The sequence below is a fragment of the Claveliimonas monacensis genome (assembly GCF_014982975.1).
GTDB classification, from domain to species: domain Bacteria; phylum Bacillota; class Clostridia; order Lachnospirales; family Lachnospiraceae; genus Claveliimonas; species Claveliimonas monacensis.
Genome location: NZ_JADCKL010000011.1, coordinates 1 through 25,381, shown reverse-complemented (window position 1 = coordinate 25,381; position 25,381 = coordinate 1). Strand labels below are relative to the sequence as shown.

Annotated in this window: 24 protein-coding genes; all 24 read right to left on the bottom strand. The window is 33.1% G+C overall.

Going from position 1 to position 25,381, the window contains the following annotated elements:
- Nucleotides 1-4: 4 nt before the first annotated feature.
- The gene (gene ccpM, locus INF30_RS11620; RefSeq protein ID WP_226395292.1) at nucleotides 5-1,402 is read right to left on the bottom strand and encodes a Cys-rich peptide radical SAM maturase CcpM; all 1,398 of its coding nucleotides are present in this window, start codon (nucleotides 1,400-1,402) and stop codon (nucleotides 5-7) included.
- A 20-nt stretch (nucleotides 1,403-1,422) separates the two neighbouring features.
- Nucleotides 1,423-3,105 (bottom strand): ABC transporter ATP-binding protein, encoded by a 1,683-nt coding sequence (locus INF30_RS11615; RefSeq protein WP_226395291.1) that lies wholly within the window; start codon nucleotides 3,103-3,105, stop codon nucleotides 1,423-1,425.
- 465 nt (nucleotides 3,106-3,570) lie between these two features.
- Entirely contained in the window at nucleotides 3,571-4,581 is a 1,011-nt protein-coding gene (locus INF30_RS11610; RefSeq protein ID WP_226395290.1) for an alpha/beta fold hydrolase, read from the bottom strand.
- A gap of 50 nt (nucleotides 4,582-4,631) precedes the next feature.
- Nucleotides 4,632-4,991, bottom strand: a complete 360-nt coding sequence (locus tag INF30_RS11605; protein WP_226395289.1) for a sporulation initiation factor Spo0A C-terminal domain-containing protein — start codon at nucleotides 4,989-4,991, stop codon at nucleotides 4,632-4,634.
- A 24-nt stretch (nucleotides 4,992-5,015) separates the two neighbouring features.
- A complete protein-coding gene (locus INF30_RS11600; protein ID WP_226395288.1) occupies nucleotides 5,016-5,435 on the bottom strand; it encodes a hypothetical protein in 420 nt (139 codons plus the stop codon).
- 4 nt (nucleotides 5,436-5,439) lie between these two features.
- The gene (locus INF30_RS11595) at nucleotides 5,440-6,129 is read right to left on the bottom strand and encodes a hypothetical protein (protein ID WP_226395287.1); all 690 of its coding nucleotides are present in this window, start codon (nucleotides 6,127-6,129) and stop codon (nucleotides 5,440-5,442) included.
- A complete protein-coding gene (locus tag INF30_RS11590; RefSeq protein ID WP_226395286.1) occupies nucleotides 6,113-6,679 on the bottom strand; it encodes an RNA polymerase sigma factor in 567 nt (188 codons plus the stop codon). Before INF30_RS11590 ends, INF30_RS11595 begins: the two co-directional genes overlap by 17 nt.
- A gap of 126 nt (nucleotides 6,680-6,805) precedes the next feature.
- A complete protein-coding gene (locus INF30_RS11585; protein WP_226395285.1) occupies nucleotides 6,806-7,657 on the bottom strand; it encodes a zinc dependent phospholipase C family protein in 852 nt (283 codons plus the stop codon).
- A gap of 70 nt (nucleotides 7,658-7,727) precedes the next feature.
- The gene (locus INF30_RS11580) at nucleotides 7,728-8,396 is read right to left on the bottom strand and encodes an ATP-binding cassette domain-containing protein (RefSeq protein WP_226395284.1); all 669 of its coding nucleotides are present in this window, start codon (nucleotides 8,394-8,396) and stop codon (nucleotides 7,728-7,730) included.
- Nucleotides 8,397-8,398: 2 nt separating this feature from the next.
- Nucleotides 8,399-10,891, bottom strand: a complete 2,493-nt coding sequence (locus INF30_RS11575; protein WP_226395283.1) for an ABC transporter permease — start codon at nucleotides 10,889-10,891, stop codon at nucleotides 8,399-8,401.
- Entirely contained in the window at nucleotides 10,884-11,672 is a 789-nt protein-coding gene (locus INF30_RS11570) for an ABC transporter ATP-binding protein (RefSeq protein ID WP_226395282.1), read from the bottom strand. The genes INF30_RS11575 and INF30_RS11570 overlap by 8 nt, the downstream gene beginning before the upstream one ends.
- Before the next feature lie 121 nt (nucleotides 11,673-11,793).
- Nucleotides 11,794-12,870, bottom strand: a complete 1,077-nt coding sequence (locus tag INF30_RS11565) for a S8 family serine peptidase (RefSeq protein WP_226395281.1) — start codon at nucleotides 12,868-12,870, stop codon at nucleotides 11,794-11,796.
- Complete coding sequence (gene metK, locus INF30_RS11560) at nucleotides 12,860-14,032, bottom strand: methionine adenosyltransferase (protein WP_226395280.1); 1,173 nt, start codon at nucleotides 14,030-14,032, stop codon at nucleotides 12,860-12,862. Before metK ends, INF30_RS11565 begins: the two co-directional genes overlap by 11 nt.
- A 133-nt stretch (nucleotides 14,033-14,165) precedes the next feature.
- A complete protein-coding gene (locus INF30_RS11555; protein ID WP_226395279.1) occupies nucleotides 14,166-14,603 on the bottom strand; it encodes a hypothetical protein in 438 nt (145 codons plus the stop codon).
- A 135-nt stretch (nucleotides 14,604-14,738) separates the two neighbouring features.
- Nucleotides 14,739-15,986, bottom strand: coding sequence for a sensor histidine kinase (locus INF30_RS11550; RefSeq protein WP_226395278.1), 1,248 nt, complete (start codon nucleotides 15,984-15,986; stop codon nucleotides 14,739-14,741).
- A complete protein-coding gene (locus tag INF30_RS11545) occupies nucleotides 15,983-16,693 on the bottom strand; it encodes a LytR/AlgR family response regulator transcription factor (protein WP_226395277.1) in 711 nt (236 codons plus the stop codon). Before INF30_RS11545 ends, INF30_RS11550 begins: the two co-directional genes overlap by 4 nt.
- Before the next feature lie 33 nt (nucleotides 16,694-16,726).
- Entirely contained in the window at nucleotides 16,727-17,335 is a 609-nt protein-coding gene (locus tag INF30_RS11540; RefSeq protein ID WP_226395276.1) for an accessory gene regulator B family protein, read from the bottom strand.
- 113 nt (nucleotides 17,336-17,448) lie between these two features.
- Nucleotides 17,449-18,717, bottom strand: a complete 1,269-nt coding sequence (locus INF30_RS11535) for a radical SAM/SPASM domain-containing protein (RefSeq protein WP_226395275.1) — start codon at nucleotides 18,715-18,717, stop codon at nucleotides 17,449-17,451.
- The gene (locus INF30_RS11530; RefSeq protein ID WP_226395274.1) at nucleotides 18,705-19,802 is read right to left on the bottom strand and encodes a radical SAM/SPASM domain-containing protein; all 1,098 of its coding nucleotides are present in this window, start codon (nucleotides 19,800-19,802) and stop codon (nucleotides 18,705-18,707) included. The genes INF30_RS11535 and INF30_RS11530 overlap by 13 nt, the downstream gene beginning before the upstream one ends.
- Complete coding sequence (locus tag INF30_RS11525) at nucleotides 19,777-20,955, bottom strand: radical SAM/SPASM domain-containing protein (protein WP_226395273.1); 1,179 nt, start codon at nucleotides 20,953-20,955, stop codon at nucleotides 19,777-19,779. Before INF30_RS11525 ends, INF30_RS11530 begins: the two co-directional genes overlap by 26 nt.
- 42 nt (nucleotides 20,956-20,997) lie before the next feature.
- Nucleotides 20,998-21,138 (bottom strand): hypothetical protein, encoded by a 141-nt coding sequence (locus tag INF30_RS11520; protein WP_226395272.1) that lies wholly within the window; start codon nucleotides 21,136-21,138, stop codon nucleotides 20,998-21,000.
- Between the two features lie 85 nt (nucleotides 21,139-21,223).
- Nucleotides 21,224-21,403, bottom strand: coding sequence for a hypothetical protein (locus tag INF30_RS11515; RefSeq protein WP_226395271.1), 180 nt, complete (start codon nucleotides 21,401-21,403; stop codon nucleotides 21,224-21,226).
- A gap of 144 nt (nucleotides 21,404-21,547) precedes the next feature.
- Complete coding sequence (locus INF30_RS11510; protein WP_226395270.1) at nucleotides 21,548-24,142, bottom strand: FtsX-like permease family protein; 2,595 nt, start codon at nucleotides 24,140-24,142, stop codon at nucleotides 21,548-21,550.
- Nucleotides 24,143-24,151: 9 nt separating this feature from the next.
- Nucleotides 24,152-24,817 carry an ABC transporter ATP-binding protein gene (locus INF30_RS11505; protein WP_226395269.1) on the bottom strand — a complete coding sequence of 222 codons (666 nt, stop codon included), beginning with the start codon at nucleotides 24,815-24,817 and terminating at the stop codon, nucleotides 24,152-24,154.
- Nucleotides 24,818-25,381 lie beyond the last annotated feature (564 nt).

Below are 25,381 nucleotides of genomic sequence, written 5' to 3'. Positions count from 1 at the left end.
ATTCTCAAATCCTTTCAAAGGTACACCCCAATTCCCTCAGCGCACAAATCTCTTTTAAAATAAAGTATGCTTGCCGTTTTGTGTCTGGACAATATAACATTTTGAGTTTTCTCGACAAATGATCTTTACCATCCGCATTACGAATACATTGATTGCAATGCAGTAATGCCCAACAATTTTTACATAAATCTTCTGTTACTTTTCCTACATTCAAAAGTTTACGAACCTTCTCTATTTCAAATCCTTCTTCAACATTCCCCAACTGCATAATTGACGACGTTTCTGATACCCTTTCACAAGGAAACAATTTGCCTTGCACGTTAACGAAAAGTCTTCTTGTTCCAGGGATACAAGGACCATTATGATGACATTTTGATCCGATTTCAGCTTTCTTAATAATTTCTTGATATTTCCTAATAATATATCTAGCCCTTATCAGTACTAGCTTAGAAACATCTTTTTCATCTATTTTTTTCAGCATTAATAAATACAGTTTTAACTGATCAAATTTATCAATCTTTAAATAGTCTTTCGATAACTTAACCTTTTCACCAGGATTTTCTGATTCTACAATGTTTGTTAGAATCTCTGCTGAATTAAGTAATTCATCTGTCTCAAAATATGTTTTAACACTTCTATAGTCACTATCAGGATTCATTACAGAGTTATATGTTATTTTTGAGAAAAAATCTGGATTTTTCTCTTTTATTCTTTTGAGATTTTTTTGGATCAAGTCAAAGGAACCTTCACCGTTTTGAAACTTCCGATGCCTGTCATGTTCTTTCTTGGATCCATCTAAGCTCACCATAATTCCAAAATCTTCATTTCTCAAATAATCGACAGCCTCATCATTCAGCAACGTGGCGTTTGTTGTCATAGCAAAGTTAATTCTTTTCCCAACTGTTTTGCTCTTAATATATTCTACACACTGTTTAATCAGCTTTAAGTTGAGTAAAGGTTCGCCACCATAGAAAGAAACAAAATACTCTTCCATTTCCCCAGAAGAACACAAATATAAATCAATCGCTTTTTTTGCTGTTTCAAAACTCATATCAAGATTTGAATGTTTTCTGTTATCATAGTTTCCAGAATAAATACAGTATTCGCACCTCAAATTACAGCGCTGCGTTACCTGCAATGTGAGCTTTTCCACATGATTTCTCAAGTAATGTCCTAAAACTCCGGAGCAGGGATGTTCAATTTTGGTAACCGTATTCGGGCACAGAAACCCCTCGTTCTGGTATTTCTTCAATACTTTAGAATCCTCTTCTTTTACCAGCCCTTTTTGTAACTGCTCCAGTTCTTCATATTCACTGTCAGAAACTGCAAGAATGGCATTGCGTCCACGATCATATATGTAACTGTTCTTCGGTGTTTTTATTCCTTTAAATATAATGTCCATCGTACTTACCTCTACCAACTTTATCTACTTTCTTGATACTCCTTATAGCTACCATACTGTTTAATCTGCATATTTTCGATTTCAATAATTTTATTTGCAAATTGCAACAGCTTAGGTTCATGTGTAATCAAAATAATTATTTTCTTATTACACCCACGAAGTACGTCCAGAAATTCTTTCTCCGACTGCTTATCATATGCTGCCGTTGGCTCATCCAAAATTAATATTTTACTCTTTGAAGCTAATGCTCTCATTAATGCAATTTTCTGTTTTTCCCCGCCGGATATATGCGATGCGTCGCTTCCAATATCTGTATCATAACCTTCCGAAAGATGTTCTACAAAATCCAAAAGTTTATTATCCAAAATTTCCTGTGTCAATTCGTTTTTCCCAAATAAGGTAAGATTATCTTTTACCGTTCCTCTAAATAGATATGGATTTTGCATAATTACTGAAAACAGATCTCTATATGAGAAAAGTTCATAATCACTTATTACTTTCCCATTCAACGTAATGCAACCTTCCTGCAAATCATAGAATCTTAGAAAAATATTCAACAATGTAGATTTACCGGAACCATTTTCTCCAACAATAGCTATCCTGTCTCCTTCTTTTATATCAAAGCATAGCGACTGCAGCAGTTCTCTGTTTTTAAAAGAGAACGACAGATTCTGAACTCGAAAATCTACGCTTTCAACATCGCAACAACTAATTTTATTTTTCTTCTCCCTCTCCAGTTCTTCTTCCTGATAACTCAGAAAATCTTCATACATATTAAAAGCAGGTCCAACTTGGGAAAAGATCATTCTAAGATTGGCTATAAAACCAATTGGCTCCAATAAATATGTTGCATAAGTGATAAAGGCAACAATTCCACCAATACTTAACTCTCCACCCCATATAAGTATCCCTCCTAATACATAGAGCATATTCAGAAATAATGCCTGAATATCCTGCCCCAACAAATCACTTAATACTATAAAAAAACTAAGTTTTTTAATAGCTGTATTTCTATTTTGAAGAAGTTTATCATATTCCCTACATTTATTATCATAAAGGTTCCACAACTTGACTTCTGTAGCTGAGTGGTATATATCATCCTCCCATCCATGAATGCCTTTCTGTATCATAAGAGTATCCATCTGGTATTTTTCTACATGCTTTCCCAGTTTATTTGCCACAAAGATTCGAGCAGGAATTACAAACAGAAGAAACAACGTCAACTTCCAATTAATGAGTATCAAACCAATAAATACACCAATAAATTTAAAAATCTGTACCAGAGTATTTGACATCTCCTCACCAGTCAGCATTGACAGGTTATTCAGGGCGTACTCTGCATCTTTAATAATCTGCACAAGACCGTCATTTTTTATGTAGTCCATTTTCAGTTTGAGTGAATGATTTAGTACCTCAACCTGTTTATCCTTTAAAAATTTAGCATTCAGGTTAATCCTCAGATATGACTGAAACAACGATGCAAGATTTGTGATTATAGTTAATGCAATAACCATTAGAACTAGAGTACCTAATATTCCCAAATCGCCGCTCATAAGTCCACTATCTACAATCTCTTGCTGCAGAAGCGGAATAAAAGCTGTCCCTACTGTAATAAATATCATTAGCAGTGACATACCCAGTATATAGTTTTTATACGCTAATAATAAACTGATTATCTTACTATATAATTTTCGATTTTTCATTATTTTCGAGCACCTCTCCCTCGTGTTGTCTATATCATACATTTCTCAAAATAAAATTCAATAGGTATCACATGAACAACAATTTCTAAGTATGAATGACGATACCAATCGTATTTCAAACCTATTTTTTGCCTCCTAATTTTCCAAAAATACTATTTAGATTCATATCTTAATCTATTTAAGAAATGACTATTTTTCATATAGATTTATGGTCGCACAACATTTTGCTTGATAAAAAATGCTTCCAAAGAAAATACTTTTGTTCTTTTCCGAATATCAATTGCTAAATTATCTGTATCCTTTTTTCTTCAAAGTACAACTAACGTACTCAACCAATTGTGTACGATACCAATAAAAAAGATCCTTTCTAAAAAACAAAACTTTAGAAAGGACCTTTTTTATTGGTATCTAAATTTGAAGCTTAACTTTCGGTGCCGAGGTATTGAGATGAATGTAGCTGCTACACTAATATTTATTTTTCCATTCCAATATAGATTGAACAACTCCATTTATATTTGTATACCAAACATAATGGTTTCCTACTATAATGTGCAATTCATGATTTCCAGAATTAAAATCCAGTTGATCTTGATGAGCGGTTTCCCATGCAGGCATAGCCTGTACATTTTCTGATGATATCAATGTTAATACTGGAAGTACGTTGGGAAACCTAACTTCTTTTATAGATTCTAGATTTTCGTCCATATTAAGGATTTCATTCTGTATTGTCTGGTTACTACTATTGGCATATGCTTCATAATATTCCTCCCGATCCTCTTCTGAATATGTATAACCGATAACATCTGGAAGCTCTGCGCCATATTTTTGCGGATCTGAAGCAATAGCGGCTTCAAATTCTTCAATACTATCAAAAGTGTTCCGAAGCTGATCAAATTCTTCTGCAGCCTGCAGCATATATTCCTGCTCCATTTCCAATGCTTCTGATAATTCCTCATCATAAACAGTATTATCTATTGCAATAAAAGCATTTACCTTTTCAGGATAAGCATAAACAAAATTCAGGCCATAAACACCGGAGATAGAATGTACTAATAATGTACACGTATCTATTCCCAATACTTCGAGAGCGTCATACACTTCACTATTTATATTTTCCACTGTTCGTGCTGTTTCTGTCATATCGCTGAGACCATATCCAAATGGCTCTATAATAACCACATTATATTCAGTATCCAGTTCTTCTGCTAAGGGTTTAAAATAAATGTTCGGGGACGGGACCGCCAAAGCCGGCAGCATTACAAGCGTCTCTTTGCTCTGATCAGCAAACGCAACACCATTTTGGTCTAAATCACCATATAAAACAATATGCATCTCTTTGTTGCCCACCGTAACAAATTTACTAGCACTACTGGATTCGTTCGTGTCAGCCTGTACCGGTAAAGTTAAATTCGAGTTTATTAGTATCAAAGCCGTTATAGCCATACATACTATTCTTTTCAAAACACTGGATTTCATTACTTTATCCTCCTCTTCAAATAATAGTCAGATAGACGTACTTTCCTACTTCATATAACGTCTTCCTCAAACTCAATCAATAAATACGTGTATAACACTGCGAGAAACCTTCCTACTGCTGGTCTCTCTGTTCCCCATGCTCCGAGTATTTTCGAAAATAGTGCAGAATCTCTTTCCCAGCTTCGTGAAATAGTTATTCTGATACCGTGTTCTACAGCTCTCCAATCAGTATTATATTTCTCTGCGATAACTGGATATAACTCTTTTGTCACATACTGGAGTCGCTCAGGATTTTCAAAAACAAGTCGCATGGCAAGAACCATATAATCATATCCTCTATAGTTTGGAGTAATTCCTAGATAAATAAGTGTCTTTTTCAGTTCTAGCTCAAAAGCGGAATAGTTGTACACTCATTAAATCCTCCCATCTGAATATTAAAAAGTAAGACTTCCACCTGTAACTGTCACTGATCCAGATGATTTATTTGTAATATAAAATTTATAATACCCAGTAGTTCCTATCGTAAAAGTTGCCGTATGATTTTTCCCTGTTCCACTATAAGTTTTCAACTTCGAACCGGAGCTGCGCACATATCCCAATTCAATACTTCCAGATGACTTCAAGTTAACCGTAAACTTAACTTTTGCTCCTGACGGAACATAAAAAGCCTGCCCATCATTATCAATAAAATTCACTGTTTTTCCACTTGCAATGGTTGTTGAAGGTATTCCCATTCTGGAAGATATGTTTATACTGATTTCGTTTGTCTCTTCGTCTGCTGCATAAACCATACTCTGATTTCCAAGATTCAGAATAATAAGGCCTGCTAAAATAAATGATATTACTTTTTTCATATATTCACTCTCTTTCGAATTTGATTTTTATTATGATGCGGTCACTGGAGATGTTTTTCAAATATGGATAATAGATTTCTCCCTCCTCTCCGTTTATCGTTACTGCTGTCCTATATTCACTGTTCATTTCTACGCAGTATGGCCTACTATTGTGAATATACCCCACCTCGACAGTACCGGGATCATCAAGCAGATTATTTTGTTCTATGATCATGTTTATCTGTGCGTTCTCATCAATCTCAATACCTTTTCCGTTATTATGCAAAACCAACATAGTGCCATTATCTATATACAACTGTTCCTTATCAAAATTCGTATCAATCTCAAGTACATATTTTGCGATTGGATTTCCATAGTCATCATATAAAAATTGATCTTCTATAAAATTTGATTCTATACTTGTCGTATTTTTTTCCCCTGACTCTTTCTCAATCAGTCCAGCTTCTATTTCAAATGTAACCTGATCTGTAATTTTACCACCTGGGCCTAAAAGAATCCCTGCACCAACACATCCGCATAGAATGCACGCTATCGTTATAATTGCAATGAACCGTTTCCGCCCGCTTCTCTTTTTTATTTCTAATTGATCAAATACTAAATCACATATTTTTTCCGGATCGCACTGCTCTCCAAGGTTTTCTTGGGTTAGTATTTCTGCAGAGCAATCTAACATGTCACTAATCTTTATCTTCATAAGCAATATTTTCCTCATCGCTTAATAATATACGAAGTGTTTCCCGCCCTCTCCGTAATCGGGTCTTAACAGTCTGGGGATTCATTTGCATGATTGAAGCTATTTCGTCAATTTTTATATATTGGTAATAATAGAGCAGAAATATTTTTCTATCCTCTGGTTTAAGCCTATTCAATAAATCTTTAATATACTGCTGTTGTTCTTTTTGAAGTATTTTCTTTTCAACTCCGTCATCAATTACAAGCACGTCATCGTATAGTTCCAGATTTATATTTTTATGTGTTCTTAGAAAGTCCTTAGCCTTGTTGCGTGCGATCATTCCAATATAAGCTTTTAAACTGCTGTAATGTATGTAATCGATACGTTCGGCAGTTGTCCATAAGGCAATAAAAGTATCGGCAACAAGCTCCTCTACATCTTCTGCTGTTGCTTTATCATTAAGGATTTCTCTGATGATAGTAGTAACATAAGCTGTATATCTTTCAATCACTTCCGTTAATGCTCTTTCGCTTTTGTGTTTTAATCTCATTAAAAGTATTCTTTCATTCATTCGTTAAGATTCCAGTTTTTTCCATTTTTTGCTCAGTACGAAAAAACTGGAACTCAGGTTTCAAAAAAAGAGCGTCAGTCTGATGAACTGAACGCTCTTTTATATTTCTTATCAAATTATTTATTTTTAGTAAATTCCAACTTCATGCCCAAATTTGTAGATATATTGGGTTGTTGAAGTAATAGCATTCTGTACACATGCTTCACCAGCCTGTGCAAAAGTATCTTCATCTTCCGCCAGATCAATCATTGCTTTAGCTTCTTTTGCCGCATTATACATCAAGTCGCCCACATTAGTATCAACTCCAGTCTGGTAGATAGAATCGCTCAATGTATTTCCTGAAATAATATACTCTTTCCGGTGCTCATCAATATAAGACTCAAATTGTGTATGCTTACTAAGTACAGCAACTTTATTCGACGCATGATGCGGCTGATTTAGGTCAGAAACGTAATGGACTCCACGTCCAAGATAGCTCATAGCGCTCTCAATATCCCCATCATTATAAGCATCTACCGCCTGCTTATAATACGATTCAGCACGTGTCCTAGCAGTAGGACTTGACTGTCCCATCCAGTTTTCGGCAGTATCTGGATCATAAAAGTGACCGGCAAATGTCATATAATCAGTCTCATTTCCCCAGATGTCCGGCCAATCAGCGCCTTCCATCAAGAGTGCCGAATTTGTCGGATCATTAAATACCGTAGCTCCTTTATCATTATTTAAAATGACCAAGGCGGAAGCAGCGATATACTGATGAGTATGATCTATCCCGCCGCTTTCAAACCTTGCATCCGGATTTTCCTCGTGAGAAATCGGTGCGCCCGGCCCATATATATCATCTGAACCATTAGCAATGTCAATGACCTGCTGCGGAAGTTCGGTATAATTATCTTCCGTCTGTGCAAATACGGCTGTGCCATTTCCTAAAAGACATGTAACTGTTAACATAGTTGCTACAATTTTTTTCATTTTCATTCTTATAACCCTCCATTTATATGATAAGTAAAATATATATGGTATAAAAAGAGAAATCTATATATTTTGCTTAAATGGTTCTTATTATTGACTGAAATACTTTTTGAGGTATAAGTTTTCCATTACAAAACAAATATTTTTTATTCACCTCAAAATGTGTGCAATCTTTAGCGGCTAAAATGATTACTGAAGTATGAAACTCTTGTACAGCATTTCTAATCATAAAAATGAATTCGTCCCTCTCTTCTTCTAGCATATTATCAAATAGGCCATCAATTATCACAAGTGACTTTCGTTTCCAAAAACTCCTTGCTAAAAGAACTTGCGCATACTGACATTCAGATAATTCCTTTGGTTGTTTCTCCGATAATTTATCTAAAAAAAATATTGTTACATATTTTCTGTAGAGCTTAAAATCGTGTCTGTCCCCATCTAATTCATCTGAAATCATAATATTTCTTTTACAATTCATATGAGAGAATAACTTATAGTCTCTAGACGCAATTCCCGCTGTCCTTCGGAACTGAATTGCTTTCTCATCCAAAGAAATGTTTAACCACTTTCTGCCATTCAAACTTCCTTCTCCTGCTGCCATTGGCTCCCAACCGCAAACAGCACTAAATAGTGCATTTTTATATTCATTATTGCGTACAATGTAACAAATTTCTTCTCTCTCAACCATCAATTTCATGTCCAAAATAATCTTTTCTTTATCAGTTATTCCTCTTAAATTGAACATTTCTATTCTCCCTCCAAGCTTTGAATGTGCATTTCCTGATTAATTACCCATCTATACGCTAACATTGGTAATACTATGGCAAATATGAGCAAAATAGGAGTTAAAATCAGCATTGGCGAAATTGAGAAATTATAAGTCATAGCCCATTGCGAGCTAATATAAAATTTTATAAAGAAATTGATGATTGCCAATCCTAAAATATACGAGCTAATCAAAGATATCGCTATACAAGTAAGCGATTCTAAAATCAGCATTATTTTTATTTGTTTCTGTGTCATTCCGATTCGACTCATTAAGAAAAATTCTTTTTTTCTATTAATAATAGAAGAAAAAATGCTATTTCCCATTTGCACCATTCCTGCTAAAATCAAAGCATACCCTACCAACATTTCTACACCATTTTGGGCAAATACCTCATTATGATATTGTTGAATAATCTGATTATCTGAGGTAAAGGTAAATCCTTGATCTTGTTCTATTTTCGTTAAAATTTTCGAAATACTACTGTCTGCATATTCAGCAATATTAAAAAACAATTTTTGTGCATTTGTATCTGGAAATAATGATCCAAATTCCTTGGATGGTAGAAAAAACGACAATTCAAAACCAGCTGAAGAAGATTTCACATTTTGCTTAATTGAATAAGGTACATCTGCTATAGCCATTATTTCATATTCTTTACCACTAATCAGAATTTTTTCTCCTACTTCATATGTTGGTTCCTCCTCATCAAGACCTTCGTCACCGGAAATTCCTTGTGCAATAACAAATTTTCCTGTCATAAATTCATCTTTATTAAATGTTCCGCTTATTAAATTCCCCTGTTCCATAATCGCATCTATAACTAAACCATCAATTCCCCATATTTGATAACGACATTTTCCATTTTTTTTCATCTGATTATATTGTTGAATCCAAACCGGATCATAACTCATATATTTTAAGCGTTCTCTGTTATTTGATTCGTAATAATTTACAATCCTATTTGAGACTTTTTCTGGTAGAATCTCATCGTATCCTTGTAAATAAAGTTTACCATGATCGGTAATACCTTCATGCCCAAATAAAAAATCTGCATATTCTTCCAAAGAAGCACTTCCCATCGCATCATCCGACATATCATTTGAATTGAGCGAATAGTCACTTATTCTGGTTACTGCCAAATACTTATTTTCGTCGAAACTTATATTGATTACATAAAAGCTACTAATCCAAACTAAACCAATAATAATTAATAGGATTCCAATTCGACTACGTTTTTTATATCGTGAAAGATTATCCATACTCATTTGAAAAAGAATCGGAAAACCAGGATATTTTTTTTCCCTTATTGGCTCATTATCACCATTTACTTTATATTTGAATGCTTGTTCGATATCAATCTTTCCAGCATCTATAATTTTTTTAAAATTCGAAATAAATACTGTTATAATCGTAAGTATGGCTGGTATAATTAGAATACATATATTATAATACAGTTCAACATAAGAAAAGCTTCCGCGTATCATATTCGGAACCAATTTATATCCTGTATACCACCCAATGATAAGGCCTATTGGTAACGATACAGCTAAAACTAGCCACAGTTCTTTCCAAATCACTCTTCTTATTTGCTTCTCTTCTGCGCCCATTGCTTTCAAACGTCCATAAAATGCTGTATTCCCAGAAATACTAATCTGCTGAACGCTTCCCAACATCAAAACAGAAATTATGAACACTACCATTAACGCTATCCATGTCGTAAAATCTAAAAGTATTTCTACTGCAATTGAACAGTAATTGATCTGTGTTAAATAGTACTGTCCATCCTGTAAATCAAAATCTTTTACTATTTTTTCTAGTTCATCTGTCACATTAGTATTATCATCAATTTTTATTCCAACAGTATTTCCACTTTTATAACTCTTGGCAAAATTTTTAGAAACCCAAATATATCTAGTTTCCAATTCATCATCATCATTCCAAAAACCAACCACCTTAAATTCCGCTTTAAACTGCTCTCCTCCTTCATTCCACACAATTGTTACTGTATTCCCTATTTGGGGAGATACACCAAGCTTCCGTAAAGTTTTTGTTCCAATAGCAATTTCATCCTCAGCTTGAGGCATATTACCCACAGTAGGAAACGAATAAAAGAACTGGGCATATTCATTGTCTGCGTAGCGTATTTCTGTATCTTGATTACCCAATTCTTCATTTTCTGCTTCAGATACAAATAAACTCTCTCCCAACAAGGTACATGTATCCCAGGCTTTTAATCTGGGAATCTGTTCATCCTTCAAATCGTTTATAACTATATCTGCTGATGTTCCATTTTTATGCTGTGTATACCTCTCCAGATTTTTGTATTCATTATAAGGAATTATGGTAAATATAGAATAAAAAGTTGAACATAATACTATAATAGCAATAAGAAGTAAATTCTTGCCTTTATTAGTTTTAAAATTTCGATGAACAAGCTTTTGAACAGCACTTGGTACTTCTTTATTACTCATAATCAACCCCCTTAATTCTTGTACTTACTATTTTCCCATCCTGCATTTCTAAAATCCGATCCGCTTGCTCTGCAATCTCCTTAGTTTGTGTAACAAAAAGTATCATTTGATGTAATTCTCGGCTCGTCATTTTTAATAGCCCGACAATTTCCATTCCGCTTTCATAGTCAAGGTTACCCGTAGGCTCATCGGCAATAATTAATTCAGCCTTTGTAGCCAATGCTCGTATTATTGCTGCTTTTTGCTGTTCCCCTCCGGATAAATTTCCGGGCATTTCCATAAGCTTGTCTTTCATTTTCATCATAAAGGCTAATTGCTCAACATACTCTCTATTAACCGGATTTCCGTCCAATTGTATAGGAAGGATAATATTCTCATAAACATTCATACCTGAGAACAAATTATCTTCTCGAAACACAAACCCTACGTGCCGTCTTCTAAAAATTGCAAGATCTTCCTTATTAAATATAGACAAATCAATGTCATTCACAATAATTCTTCCTTCTGTCTGACGTTCCAATCCCCCGATTATGCGGAGCAGTGTTGACTTACCAGAACCGGCTGGTCCAGTAATTGCTGTAAATTTATCGTTTAATATAAAATCTATTCCATCCAAAGCCTTAACAATACTATTCCCTCGATTATATATTTTTTTCAGTCCTGATATCTGTATCATAATATTTTCCTCTTTACTGTTTTCAATTAAGTGTTGAGATTGTTGGCAATTCACTAGAGCAATCACACATGCAGCTCTGCTTCGTAAAACTACCACAACTATCATACCCTAAAATCTCTTCAGCCATAATAAATTCTTCATCATCAAGTTCTATATTATCCTCTTCAAATTCTCTTATCAGCTGTCGTCTACTTCTTAGCTTATCAATAATCCCCACAAAATCACCTTACTTATAAAAACATTTTAAATAATTACCATTTTCTTCAGATAATTGAATTCTTCGAAACGTACTAATTAAGGGAAATACCATAATCACATTAATCTTTTGCTTGGAAATATACTCAATCAACCATCGTAGATAGTCTTCGTTTCGATATATAAATTCATTGCTAAGAGCTCCAAAGAAGAAAACATCTGCATCGAGCAGTATTTTTTTTATTACAGATGGATCTCTTTTATATATGTCTTTAAAGCACCATTTTACATCTGTTGTTTTTTTATATATATTAAACATCTGCTGATTATTAAAATCCCAGTCATCGGCAAAATAAAGAAGTCGTTTGCCATTTAACGAATTCATTTCTTGTGCTTTTTTCTTATCAAAAAAAATCTTTTCTATATTCTCTTTCTTACTCAGTTCAGACAAAAAACTCATGAAGTCTTCTATCAACCGTGTATTTATATCCTTGTCTCCAATATATCTACAAAATAATCCAACTAAAAAGGGACATAAAAAGCTATTCCCCTTTCGTATCACGCATTGTGTGTCATCGGGTATAAATACCATATTCTCCGAGAAATTAACTAGTTTATCTTTAAACTTTACTTGGCAATAATCTTCTAGCACCTCTGAAGTATTTACACCTACTACATTATCAAAATTAGCCGGATATGCTATACGACCAGGCAAATTATGATCTGCTGCAAAAACAGCAATTCCTCTTTCCTCTGCCTCATTACATAAAGCTTTCATTTCTTGCATACGTTTACTTCCAGAACTGCAGCATCCCAAGCTCAGATTTATTACATCAACATCACTATCTATACAAAATCTAATTGCTTTTAAGACAGCAGAAATCATACATCTATTATCCTCTTGCAACACTCGTACAGATAACAGTTCTATATCTGGAGCTTCATGAAGCAATACTTTCACAACTTCAGTTCCATGCATATTATTAGTACAAATATACCAATTCCTGACTTCTCCATCCTCGTAGCACAAATTTTGAATTTCTTTTCCTACTAAAAGAGGATCACTAGAGTTAATGCCAGAGTCAATAACAGCGACTTTACGCTTCATTAGCCATTTTCACATCCTCTAAATATTTCTTTAATAAGTCAACTTTATCTAGCTTTTCCCATGGTAAATTCAAGTCATCTCTTCCAAAATGTCCATATGCTGACGTCTGAGAATAAATTGGGCGTTTCAAATCTAAATAGTTAATAATTCCGTCCGGAGAAAGATCGAATTCTTTAGATATTATTTTTTCTATCTTTGTATCTGATATTTTTCCGGTACCCATTGTATCTACACAAATTGCAACTGGCTGATCAACGCCAATAGCATATGATACTTGGATCTCGCATTTTCCTGCCAATCCCGCTGCTACAATATTTTTCGCCACATATCGTGCTGCATATGCTCCTGAACGGTCTACTTTTGTATAATCCTTCCCGGAAAAAGCACCGCCGCCATGATGTGCAGCTCCCCCGTAACTATCTGCAATAATCTTTCTTCCCGTCAAACCGCTATCACCTCTCGGTCCTCCGATTACAAATCGCCCTGTTGGATTAATATAGTACTTTGTATGAGAATCAAGATATTTTAATGGAATGCATTCTCCAATTACTTGTTTAAGTACGTCTCTTTCTATTTGTTCATATATAACATTCTCAGCATGTTGCACAGAAACCACAATGGAATCAATTCGCCTAACATAACCGTTTTGATCATATTCTATAGTCACTTGTGTTTTACCATCAGGTTTTAAATAAGGCAGTATTCCACCAGTTCTAAGTTCCGCAATACGTTTTGCCATTTTATTTGCATATACTAATGAATAGGGCATAAACTCTGCCGATTCATTAGTTGCATATCCAAACACCATACCTTGATCCCCTGCGCCAGTTTTTTCTTTATCAACTCCTTTAGCGATATCTTTGGATTGTTTCTTGACAGATACAATAATATTAGAGTTATCCAAATCAAACCCATCTTCCAATTTGTTGTATCCAATATCCTTTATCACCTGTTTAGCGATTTTAGGTATATCAATAACTGCTTTACTTGTTATTTCTCCCATAACAACAAGTAGATTTGAATTAATTGAAACCTCGCAGGCAACACGACTTTCTGGATCCTGACGCAAACACTCATCAAGAATTTTATCCGCAATTTGATCACAAATTTTATCTGGATGGCCTTTTGTAACCGCTTCGGAAGTCAAATACCTTTTATACATATCTTTTCTCCTGTACTTAAGACTTTTTTTATTATCAGAATAAGCCTCAATCATCTTTTGCTCAATCTATTTTGCTTAAAAGGTATCTTACAGCGTTTAAGAGGTCAAAAAAATAGAGGTATAACCCTCTATTTTAATTAAAAACACTTATATCAATGTTCCCACTATATCTATGGCACACTGTATAGAATTCTTTTGAGCAAATAATCTTAAAATAACAGACCCCCTTACCTCTTCTTTGGATGCATATATTTTCAAAACATTGACTACCATCGATAAGCAACAATCCCATTTGTTCTTTTATAATATTTTCTAGATCTTCTTTGCTCAAATAGCAATTACATAGATTTTTAAATTCCAATATATACTGTTCATTACTATTAAGTACTTTCAATAAATACTTTAAATAATTAACTTCAACCAGTTCCTCAATATTTAATTTCAGCCTACGCCCATTACTATCAGTAACATAGTGAATGATTCTTTCTACTATATCTTGCGATAAAAAAAAAGTTTTCTCATATTTATCCACTGAAATGACATGATTATAGCTGTTTTTCTTCGTATTCATTACGTATCCCTTTTATTAAATCTCTAGTCAGTGTTGGTTGATGAGTGTTAAACAGACTGCACTGCGATAATGATACCATAGCCGCTGTTAAACACATATTACATATAATAGATAATAGCTTTGTTCTCATTAGTCTCAATCCTTTGGTATAGGAATTATAATATTAACCGTATACTCCCTTTCTCCATCAGTAATATTAATTTCACCAGAATATTTGTGAACAGCATTTGTTACATTAATCAATCCATAACCATGTATAACTTTTTTCTTTTTCTTTTCAAATGCTTTACTATTTTGTATACATATAACTAAAAAATGCTGCTTTTTAGCTGCAGATATCTTGATATATTTACCTTGATCAGTTGAAAGCATAGTATTTGCCTCGATAGCATTATCAATTAAATTCCCAAAAATAGTACTGATATCTAATGCTTCTAAAAAATTCACACCACTTAAATCTATATTATCATCAATTTCAATATTATATTTTTCAGCAGTTAAAAGCTTGTCTTTTAGAATAATATCCAAAATTTTGTTTCCGGTTCTATAATAATTTTCATATTGGCTTATATCTTGTCTTAATTTATGAATATCCTCTATTTGCGCACCATTCATTTGTTCCAACAATAATAGATGATTTTTCATATCATGATAAATGCGCTTAATTTTTTCTTCTTCAACCGTTTTTTCTTCATAATATTTTGCCTGAAGCTGCAACTTATAAATAGCAATATTTTGCTTTTGTTCTTGATCCTCTAATGCAAAAAATTTATCTGTAAAAATAATATTTGCAACAAATGCAACCAAAATTATAATCGAACATCCTAGCAAAATAATTGGCTCGACAACATCCTGTAGTGACACTAAAATTAAATTAATACATACAGCAACACATGAATATCCTATATTTGAAAAGAAAAATAAAGCCAAAGATTTCAAACTCATTTTTTTCATACTAATGTCTGATATTATGCGTTGAACCATATAAACTAAGGTTAAATATACTGTTTTATTGGCAATGATACCCTCCAGATTAACTAAAAAAGGCTTTCCCGAATTTGTATTAAATAACATTTCAATTTGCATAACAATCAGCTCACTTGAAAGTAACAGTAATGATCCTATTATCATATAAAAGGCTGACTTTGCGATAGATAATTTTAGCACAAATTTCCCCAAAAAAATTAAGCTTAGCACAACTAAAATAATCTTCGCATCAATACGTAAATTGCTTATAAAATGAGTCAAACAAAAAGCATATATTATTTCACAAAATAAAAAAGCAATTTTGCGTTTAATTTCTACTTTTTCATTTTTCAAAAGATATAAAAATCCACATGTTTCAACAAATGTTGCACATAAATCGATTATAACTGCGATCATAGTTGTCCTCCCATATAAATAGCAAGTTGTTGCATAAATTCTTTTTTCATGGCCCTACTTATTGGGAGCACCTCATTTGTAGTAAGCATAATGTCATTTCCTTTTATGCTTTTAACATAAGAAAGATTAATCAAATACCCTTTATGGCTTTGTGCGAAGCCATAATTCTTTAATTCTTCTTTTAATTCTTTAAGTTTCTTATAACAGACAATAGCTTGGTCTTCCGTATGTATAAGCAAATTTCTATTATACGTTTCAATGTATTTTAATGATGTAATTGGTATTCTAAACTGACCTTCTATATTTTCGACCAAAATACATAATTGTTTTTTCATGCGACTTAGCATAATATACCTATCAATCTCATGAAGCACTTTTTTTCGTTCAATAGGCTTGATCAAGAAATTTTCAGCTTTTACTCTATACCCATCTACTGCTCTTCCTAAAAGAGAAGTCAAAAATAATATTGTTACATCTTTATCCTTTTCTCTTATTTTTTCTGCCACTTTAATTCCATCCATATATGGCATTTTTATATCAAGAAAAATAATATCAAATCTGCAGTCATACTTATCCAGCAGCATTATTCCATCATAGAACTCCTCAACATAAATCGTGTCTTCTATTTTTTCATTATAAGAAAGCAATATTTCTTTTATCTGATCTACAAAGTGTTTTTCATCGTCACAAACAGCAATTCTTATCATATTTTCAAAAGCTCCTTACTATAAAAATTCATATCAATTCTTGTGTATTGCAGTCGAGTGAAAACCTATTATTCTATTTTTTATTATCCCAATCCATAAAACTATAAAAACTGAAATAATTGCCATTGATATATATACCATTTTATTCAAACGAAACCTCCAATACACAGCTTCTGAAAAAATCAGAAAAAGTACGACAGATATCTTAGTTTTTTTGTTATATTGTATCAATTCCTTTTCAGTCAACGGCCTACTGTGATCTTCAATTGGTGCGATTATGCATATTATAACTGCTGCAACAATAGCAAAATGCATAATAAAATTTTCTAACTTATATTTAATGATTAGATCCGTCACTAATAAAATCCCTACAAATCCTATGCAAAATGATAAGAAACAAGTTTTATACGATTCTGCATGATATCCGCCAGCATATATGCGAATAAAATAGAAAGGTATTATTAGCAATATTGTTTCAAACAAACGGTACGAGATAAGCCCCATCAGTAAAACCATAGCTGTACTAACGAAACCAGAAATTAGCAGTTCAGCTCCATATGTATAGATAAGCTGTTTTTCTTGCTCAACTAAGCCATTTCTTATAAACGACGTTACAATTTCTTTGGCTAATTTTTCTATCATAGCATTCTCCCACCTTCCTCATAAATAATAGCCCCAATCCATCGAAAAGCAACAACAAATGTTTAACAGGCGCATTTCAGTGTTCAAAATGCGCCTGAATAAAGAATGTAGTCCTAGAAGTATGTTTCATGATATTTAGATTCTAAAAACAGTAGCAATGATCTCATATTTTCTTCTAATGTTTTTTTTGCATCAGCATAAAAAACATTAAATTCTAATAGCCATTTTCTTATTCTACATGAATTATCATTAAATGCAACACTTTCTGCTACACATGGCCCAGAGCAAAAAAATCTGACTATGCAATCCTGGCATACCGAAGGCTTAATTAAAAATTCTTGTCTAAAATTCCTGCTACTCATTTTAATTTTGATTGCATTCTTTATTTGAGGGACTGAATCAGTACGAATATTTCCCAATTCATATCTATACTTTCTAAGATTTTCACACATATATATAGTGCCATCTGGCTGTAATGCTACGATATTTCCAAAAGCTCCACATTTTTTTCTTAAAACTGGCTGCTCTAAAAATAATCCACATATATTCTTGGTAAAACACCGCAACTTTATTATATATTTAAGAGCTTCAATATACAATAACACTACTTCCCTTTCGTCCTGCATAGTATCTGATTTATGTTGATCTTTAGCTCTCCCAAGCATCGACAATGGTCGTAAAATGAAGTATGCATTAAATTCATCACATAACTCTAGTGCCTTTCCTAAATATCTCTTTGTTGCATTATGTGCCACAAACGAAAAGGAGATTACTGTTTTCTTATTCTTTAATAGCTCGAAAATTTGTTTCATTTTATTCAGATTATTTCGATTATCAAACAGATTTTCTATGCTAAATTCAATAGCACCTATATTGTCGCTTAAAAAAGCAACATCGGCCTTATTAATTAGAAGTCCATTTGTTTGAAGCGTAATAATATTTTTATCAAAATAATTGTTCAGCATAGATATAATTTCTATCATATCTGCTCTCACAAAAGGCTCTCCTCCAGTCAGTACAATTTTTTGAGGTTCTAATTGTTCTAACTTCGGTAAAACAATATTACGAATTTCGTCTAAGGTCAAATCATTTTCCATGCTTGTAACAGGGCTTGAGTTCATTGTACAAAAACTGCAGCACAAATTACATCTTCCTGTTACAGCAAAATATACGCTCTTTAATACAGGTAATTCTATATTATTCTTTTCAAATAGTCTGTATTTTCGATTTAAATAATCACATAATATATTTACACCACCCGCTTTATTCAAGTAGTGATTATAAAGGTCAACCGGCATTTTAACCCATCTTTTATTTTCGGGATTTAAAATAATGACTTTTTTATTTTCAGAAATGCAGGGCAAATTTTTCAACCTTTCCATATGCTATACTCACCCATTTTAATCATTGATAATATTTCTCGGTTTTTCACAGATAATCTATAAAACATCTTTTGCATATAGCAAAGAACTGGATCTGGCACGTTAACATTTCCGGTTTTGCGCAAATTTTGCATTACACAACAATTTGCTGTACATGATTTATAAAGTTCACACTTTTTACATATATTATTACTAATTTCGTTCATGGATTTTAGTTTTTCTAACAACTCGTAATTATCTCCATCAATCACGCTGCCTATGGACACTTCTGGATCTAAATTTCCTGGGCACGCATAAATACTGCCATCGGTACGAACATAAGAAGAAATAATCCCTCCACCACATGTATAAAAACGCAGTTTACTTTTTCTTACCTTTAGCAATTTATCTGCATATCCCCAATAAAATCCTTTCTCTTCCAACAACTTACTAAAATAATATTCCAAAGCATTTTGCATCACCTTCTCTAACTGTCTCAAATCGTCTATTCCCCAATTATCACTAAGATCTATAGATGAATCGATTATTTTGAAGTTCAATTTATCTGTCAGGTATTCCAATACATCGCCATAACTTTTATAATTGCTTTTGGTAATGACATTCGTAACTTGAACATATTTTTTTGTTAATAATTCGTATCGTTTTAATAATGGGATTTTTCTTATTACAGTATCGTGACAGCTCTCCCCATTTAGCATAATACGGTTCTTATCATTTATTGTTTTAGGACCATCTATGCTTATTTTCAAGTTGAACCTCTTTTGTATTAAAAAATCCATTATTGTACAATCAAGTTTTGTTGCATTCGTAGTAGTTGAGAATATTAACGTATAACGATATTGAAGATTTTTATTTTCAATATACTCAACTAATTGCTTAATTAAATGAAAACTAAGTAATGGTTCACCTCCTATAAAATCAATCCATAGTTTCTTGTCTCTATGAATTTTAGCTCTTTCAAATGCTCGGTCGATCGCTGCTGTAGCTATTTCAAATTTCATAATTGAGCCGCTTTTATCACCTAAATAGCAATAAGTACATCGAAGATTACATATCTGGTTAATTTCCAACGTCAGACTGTACATAAAAATTGCCTCCTGAATTAAGAATAATATTTTTCATCACACTACTTAAGTTCAATTGTTCTTTATAAGCCAATTCCAAAATATCGGTTATCCTTTTTGATTTGTTTTTATAAAGCTCTCTTATCACATTATAGTCATGTTTGTAAAGAATCCTTTGTATTCTACAAGTTTGTTCATTATGCTGATTTAAATAATTAGTCTGTGTAAAATTAAGGAAACCGCATTTTGCACCACAACAAGTAAATGCGATATCACACCCTTCACAGCTCGATTTAGTCTTAACACACTTACGCACACGATTGATAAATAATCTATTACTAAATGTATCATCAACTGTTCCTAGTTTCCATCTCTTGTCTCGTGAAACATATCCACATGGATAGATATCTCCATTATAATCAATTATTAAATGATTCTTTGTTCCTGCTGAACAATAAAGGGGCTTTCTGTAAAATACAAAAGTTGGTATTTTGTAGTCGTAAAGATCTATAATAATCTTATCATCTTTCATAATGCTTCCCATATATATTTTATCAAGGCAGTCTAACTGATGATCAAATTCAATAATTTCCTTTTCATCCCATTTAGAAAGCATGTCTATACCTATATGTATTTTCTTTAAACCTAGTGCTAATAAATATCTGACGTTATGACACAAATAAACAACATTATTGGCCGTCACTGTCATTCTGGCACATAAATCAATATTTCTCTTCATCAATACCTCAAGATTTCTAATTACGATTCCATAAGAATCAATTTGGTGAACAGCTCGACGATTTAAAGAGTTTGTATATTCGTCTCCATCAATACTTATAGAAACAGCAAAATTGTTAATCTCAAACACATCAATAATTTCACTATCTAATAGTGTTCCATTTGTTGTAATTGAATATCGAAACAGCTCCTGCTCGTCTTTATATTTTCTCTTAATCAGCTCTATCGCCCATGTTAACCCCTGCTTATTTAGCAAAGGTTCTCCGCCGAGAAATAAAAGATCAATTTGATCGCCAGGAATATTTTCTTTTACAATAAAATCTATTGATCTTTCCACTATTTTTTTTGACATTATTCCATTTATTTTATTTTGGCCTTCATAGCAATACTTACATTGCATATTGCAACCACTTGCTAAATATAAACTACATTCCATATTATTCTCCAAAAAGGCGGCTCATAGCCGCCTTAAAATACACTAATTTAAGTTGCTTAATGCTGGGGTCCCTCCGATACAATCAGTGAGACATTTTGATTGAGATGATGAGCAATACCCAAATCCCTCCACGTCTTCATCCATTTCTTTGCTTATCAAATCTCGTTCCTTTTCATTACTCATAAGTTCATACCTCTTTCTTCTAAAATAGGATTGTAAATTTCTTTAAATTTCCCAGGTTCTTTCATAAGATCACCTCATACCATAACTAATTAAGGGGAGAGATTGCCGGAAGCACAAATGTCGACCCACAATCTACAGCACATTTTTCTTGATTTTCACTGCAGGCTGAATAACCTTCAATTTCTTCCTCAGTTAGAACATCTTCTTCTCCCTTTAATTCTTCATCCTTAAAAAGGATGTCAGCTATACTTTTTTTTCTTTTCATCACATATACATCCTTCACTTAAAACCACTGTTCAAAACGTCCTAATCCGCCTTTTCCTCTCTTTCTAGGGAACTGTATAGGCATATCACAATATTCATCTCCAATAATATCAACTTTTACATCAAACACTAGATATCCTCCTTTTTATTCTTGATTATTCCTGAGTCTTTCTACAACACTTCCTTTAGAAATACTATTATATACAAATATTGGTACAGTGATGCAAACAGCAATCATAATTACTACTACTACAATTAAAGAAACAAATGGTATTCCAAATTCCCAGAAGTACATAATATTCTTTATAACTCGTGACAACAGATAGGCAATTACTAAGCCAATTGATAAAAGTAAAGCACTTGTTATCAAGCAATAATATAGACCTTCTAATACTAAAACTTCTTTTATCTGCCTTTGTGTCATGCCAATACTTTCTAAAGTAGCTAACTCTTTTTGTCTTGAATATATATTAGTAAATATAACATTCACAAAATTCATTAAGCCTAAAAAGATGAGTAAAATACCTATAACTTTTCCTGCAGCTCTAATTGACTGTGTGCCACTATCGATTAACGCTTTTGCTTCTAATTGTGAATTAATTTCTACAGAATCTACACCTTCAAACAAATAATTCAATCTTTCAAAAACGGCTTCGTCCTGATCCTCTTTTAATCGTATGCGCAGTGTTTGAATCATGGGCTTATTCTTCCATTTATCCGCTCCCTGTGATGATGTGTAAAATTTTGTTGAAAATCCATAATCACTGCCATAAAGGTGATAATCCTTTTCATAGCTGTGTATACTCACATCGTATTTTAAAACACCTAGAACTGTATATTCCACTGTTTGATTTCCGTTGGACCGATCTGTAAATTCAATTTTTTCCCCGGTAATATCTCTAAAGTCAACCTGTCCATTATCTGAAACAAAAATCCCAGTACCATTTTCTAGATATGTTTGAATTTCCTCATCTGTCAAAGTTGAATCGTAATTAAATTTCTCAATTTGACTCAATGAAAGACCTACAATCATCGTTTGAAAATTATCAGCAACTTCTTCAGCTGTTATATCTAATGCGAGAGCCTGATCGTTAATGTATGTGTCCAAATAATTCTCTGGATTACGAATCCATGAATATAAAACCGTATCTTCTTCGATAGTGCTAACTTCATCCCAAGTTGAAATTTCAGAAACTATATCCTTATTAAATACATCTTCAATAGTACTAACCTCATCTGTTTCAAATGTCAAATTTCTTAAAATAAAATTATCGGGAATCTCTCTTTTATACCGCTCCTTATAATCAACTCCATAAGAACACGTACTAATAATTAAATAAATTAGTAGCCCCAGAAATAGTGAAGCAAAAGTGACAATCGCTCGTTTTCTGTTCCTAAAAACATTTCTAAAAGCCATACGATACAGCTTTCCACCTTTTTTAGAAAAATGCTCTTTTGTTTTTGCATCAACTTCAAGATACTTCGTACTTTCAATCGGGGATACTTTTGCCGCCAACCTGCAGGGTTTTCTGTTACTTATCCAAATTGTGCAATAAGTGAAAATAGCAGATAGAATATAAATCCAAGGCGTTATTTTAATATCGTAATCAAGTGCTATCCCATATCCAGAGCTTTCCATCATGCTTTCTAAAAAAACCGGAACAAGCCAAACTGAGAAAACCGTACCAATTATTAGCCCGAATGGAATTCCTATTATAGAAATTCGATTAGTTTGATGTTTTACAATTCTTTTTATTTGTTTACCTGTGGCTCCTATTGTTTTTAGTTGCCCATAAACATGCATATCTTGCATTACTGAAATATTTATAATATTATATATTAGCAAATATCCACTGATCAAAATAATAACGACAGCAATTATAGGTATCATCGCCATAGAAATTGCCTGCGTTATGTTATTGTTCAATCCAGATACAATAAAATCATTTCGTCCTGTTTCTTGATACAATAGATTCAAAATTTCATTCGAACTCATATTCTCATCTACTAAACCTGTACCCAACAATCCTTCAGGCTCTCCATATATCTGTGAAAATTTTTCTGAAACTACAATATTTCCAATGGCTCTTCGCATGCTAGACTGATTAGCATAATATAAATTTGCAGCCATTGTGTTTCCACTATTAGGCGTAATGCCTGGATTATAAATATAGTCCTCATAGTATCCACATAAAGAGAAAGTTTTTTCAATATTTTCACCAGTAAGAGAGGTAAAAGGAATATCAATTTGCATACCAATTTCAGGATTATCAATTCCCATTTGTTCAAGGCACCAGCGAGACATTAACACTTCATTTTCATCAACAGGATATGTTCCTTTTATATCCGATATAGTAGGAAGAATATGCTCTCTCCATTCAACATCATCATAATATGTCATGGCAACAAAATAATTATCTGAAAATTCTTCTGATATATCAGCCACTGCCACAAATTGTTGCCATCCAGTATCTGATAGCTCCTTTAGATCCCCCGCCTTTTTCATGTCAGCTTCTGTTGCTCGCATAAGGAAGGCGTTCGCCATTGTTCCTTTCAATCTAATATTCGCCTCTTGAACATTATTAATAATACTAATTCCGGCACCAAACATAACTGTTAGCAGAACAGTAACTAAGATAATTGCAATGATCAAAATATTGTTACGTAAACGATTGTTTTTATAACCTCTATCTGCTAATCGATTAAGAGCAATAATACGTTTATCTTTCATTTTCATCATGAAATCTCCTTATGATATTACTTTACCATCACGTATTTTGATTACTCTTTCTGCTTTAGCCGCAATATGCGGATCGTGTGTAATCATAACTATTGTTTGATGGTAATTCTTACTAGTCTTAACAAGTAAATTAATTACTTCTTCACTTGTATCTGAATCCAAATTTCCAGTCGGTTCATCTGCTAAAATAATTTTAGGTTTACTTGCTAAAGCTCTCGCAATTGCCACCCTCTGTTGCTGGCCGCCTGAAAGCTGCGCTGGCATTTTATATATTTTTTCTTTTAATCCTAAAAGGCGAATAATTTCATCTATATAATGCTTCTCCGGTTCCTTACCGTCTAATTCCACCGGAAGAGTAATATTCTCAATAACATTTAAAACAGGTATTAAGTTATAGTTTTGGAAAATAAATCCTATATTCTTTCTCCTAAAGACTGTTAATTCATCTGGCTTCATATTTTCAACATTTCGATTCCCAATACTTATTTTTCCTGATGTTGGTATATCCAATCCACCGATCATATTTAGTAATGTGGATTTACCACTTCCAGAAGCACCAATAATAGCAACAAATTCACCTTTTTCAATTGAAATGTCCACACCATCCAAAGCTTTCGTTATATTCTCTTTGCTTCCATAATATTTTTTTAAACCTTCCGTTTTCAATATGCTCATTATGGTCCTCCTATTTTATTACAATTTCGCTCAGTTTTAGTCTTACATATTGATTTATTGGGTCAATAAATATATAATAAGGATAATCATAACTGACAAGAAATCCCTTGTCAGTTATGACATAATAAATTTTACATATGACCGGTTATGACTGTACTATACATATTCGATCTGCTTGTTGTGCAGTCATACTGGCAGTGTTCCGAATTACAGTGCTGATTTTTTGCGTCTTTTTGCTCTACTGACTGCTGAGTTCTCTGAATTCTTTCTTCTTTACTCATTATCTTTTCCCTGATGCCTACAGCAATCCGGTTACAACCGCATTACACTTATTCGATGTGCTTGTCGTGCAGTCATACTGGCAGTGATCTGAATTACAGTACTGACTTTTTACGTCTTTTCCTTCTTCCGGCTGCTGAACTTCCTGGTTTCTTTTCTCTTCTTTACTCATTATCTTTTCCCTGATGCCTACAGCAATCCGGTTACAACCGCATTACACTTATTCGATGTGCTTGTCGTGCAGTCATACTGGCAGTGATCTGAATTACAGTACTGACTTTTTAC

Excerpts from the sequence above, each read along its gene's own strand:
- ccpM (WP_226395292.1), bottom strand. The coding sequence starts at position 1,402 with ATGGACATTATATTTAAAGGAATAAAAACACCGAAGAACAGTTACATA.
- INF30_RS11615 (WP_226395291.1), bottom strand. The coding sequence starts at position 3,105 with ATGAAAAATCGAAAATTATATAGTAAGATAATCAGTTTATTATTAGCG.
- INF30_RS11610 (WP_226395290.1), bottom strand. The coding sequence starts at position 4,581 with ATGAAATCCAGTGTTTTGAAAAGAATAGTATGTATGGCTATAACGGCT.
- INF30_RS11600 (WP_226395288.1), bottom strand. The coding sequence starts at position 5,435 with ATGAAAAAAGTAATATCATTTATTTTAGCAGGCCTTATTATTCTGAAT.
- INF30_RS11595 (WP_226395287.1), bottom strand. The coding sequence starts at position 6,129 with ATGAAGATAAAGATTAGTGACATGTTAGATTGCTCTGCAGAAATACTA.
- INF30_RS11590 (WP_226395286.1), bottom strand. The coding sequence starts at position 6,679 with ATGAATGAAAGAATACTTTTAATGAGATTAAAACACAAAAGCGAAAGA.
- INF30_RS11585 (WP_226395285.1), bottom strand. The coding sequence starts at position 7,657 with ATGAAAATGAAAAAAATTGTAGCAACTATGTTAACAGTTACATGTCTT.
- INF30_RS11580 (WP_226395284.1), bottom strand. The coding sequence starts at position 8,396 with ATGTTCAATTTAAGAGGAATAACTGATAAAGAAAAGATTATTTTGGAC.
- INF30_RS11575 (WP_226395283.1), bottom strand. The coding sequence starts at position 10,891 with ATGAGTAATAAAGAAGTACCAAGTGCTGTTCAAAAGCTTGTTCATCGA.
- INF30_RS11570 (WP_226395282.1), bottom strand. The coding sequence starts at position 11,672 with ATGATAGTTGTGGTAGTTTTACGAAGCAGAGCTGCATGTGTGATTGCT.
- INF30_RS11565 (WP_226395281.1), bottom strand. The coding sequence starts at position 12,870 with ATGAAGCGTAAAGTCGCTGTTATTGACTCTGGCATTAACTCTAGTGAT.
- metK (WP_226395280.1), bottom strand. The coding sequence starts at position 14,032 with ATGTATAAAAGGTATTTGACTTCCGAAGCGGTTACAAAAGGCCATCCA.
- INF30_RS11555 (WP_226395279.1), bottom strand. The coding sequence starts at position 14,603 with ATGAATACGAAGAAAAACAGCTATAATCATGTCATTTCAGTGGATAAA.
- INF30_RS11550 (WP_226395278.1), bottom strand. The coding sequence starts at position 15,986 with ATGATCGCAGTTATAATCGATTTATGTGCAACATTTGTTGAAACATGT.
- INF30_RS11545 (WP_226395277.1), bottom strand. The coding sequence starts at position 16,693 with ATGATAAGAATTGCTGTTTGTGACGATGAAAAACACTTTGTAGATCAG.
- INF30_RS11540 (WP_226395276.1), bottom strand. The coding sequence starts at position 17,335 with ATGATAGAAAAATTAGCCAAAGAAATTGTAACGTCGTTTATAAGAAAT.
- INF30_RS11535 (WP_226395275.1), bottom strand. The coding sequence starts at position 18,717 with ATGGAAAGGTTGAAAAATTTGCCCTGCATTTCTGAAAATAAAAAAGTC.
- INF30_RS11530 (WP_226395274.1), bottom strand. The coding sequence starts at position 19,802 with ATGTACAGTCTGACGTTGGAAATTAACCAGATATGTAATCTTCGATGT.
- INF30_RS11525 (WP_226395273.1), bottom strand. The coding sequence starts at position 20,955 with ATGGAATGTAGTTTATATTTAGCAAGTGGTTGCAATATGCAATGTAAG.
- INF30_RS11520 (WP_226395272.1), bottom strand. The coding sequence starts at position 21,138 with ATGAGTAATGAAAAGGAACGAGATTTGATAAGCAAAGAAATGGATGAA.
- INF30_RS11515 (WP_226395271.1), bottom strand. The coding sequence starts at position 21,403 with ATGAAAAGAAAAAAAAGTATAGCTGACATCCTTTTTAAGGATGAAGAA.
- INF30_RS11510 (WP_226395270.1), bottom strand. The coding sequence starts at position 24,142 with ATGATGAAAATGAAAGATAAACGTATTATTGCTCTTAATCGATTAGCA.
- INF30_RS11505 (WP_226395269.1), bottom strand. The coding sequence starts at position 24,817 with ATGAGCATATTGAAAACGGAAGGTTTAAAAAAATATTATGGAAGCAAA.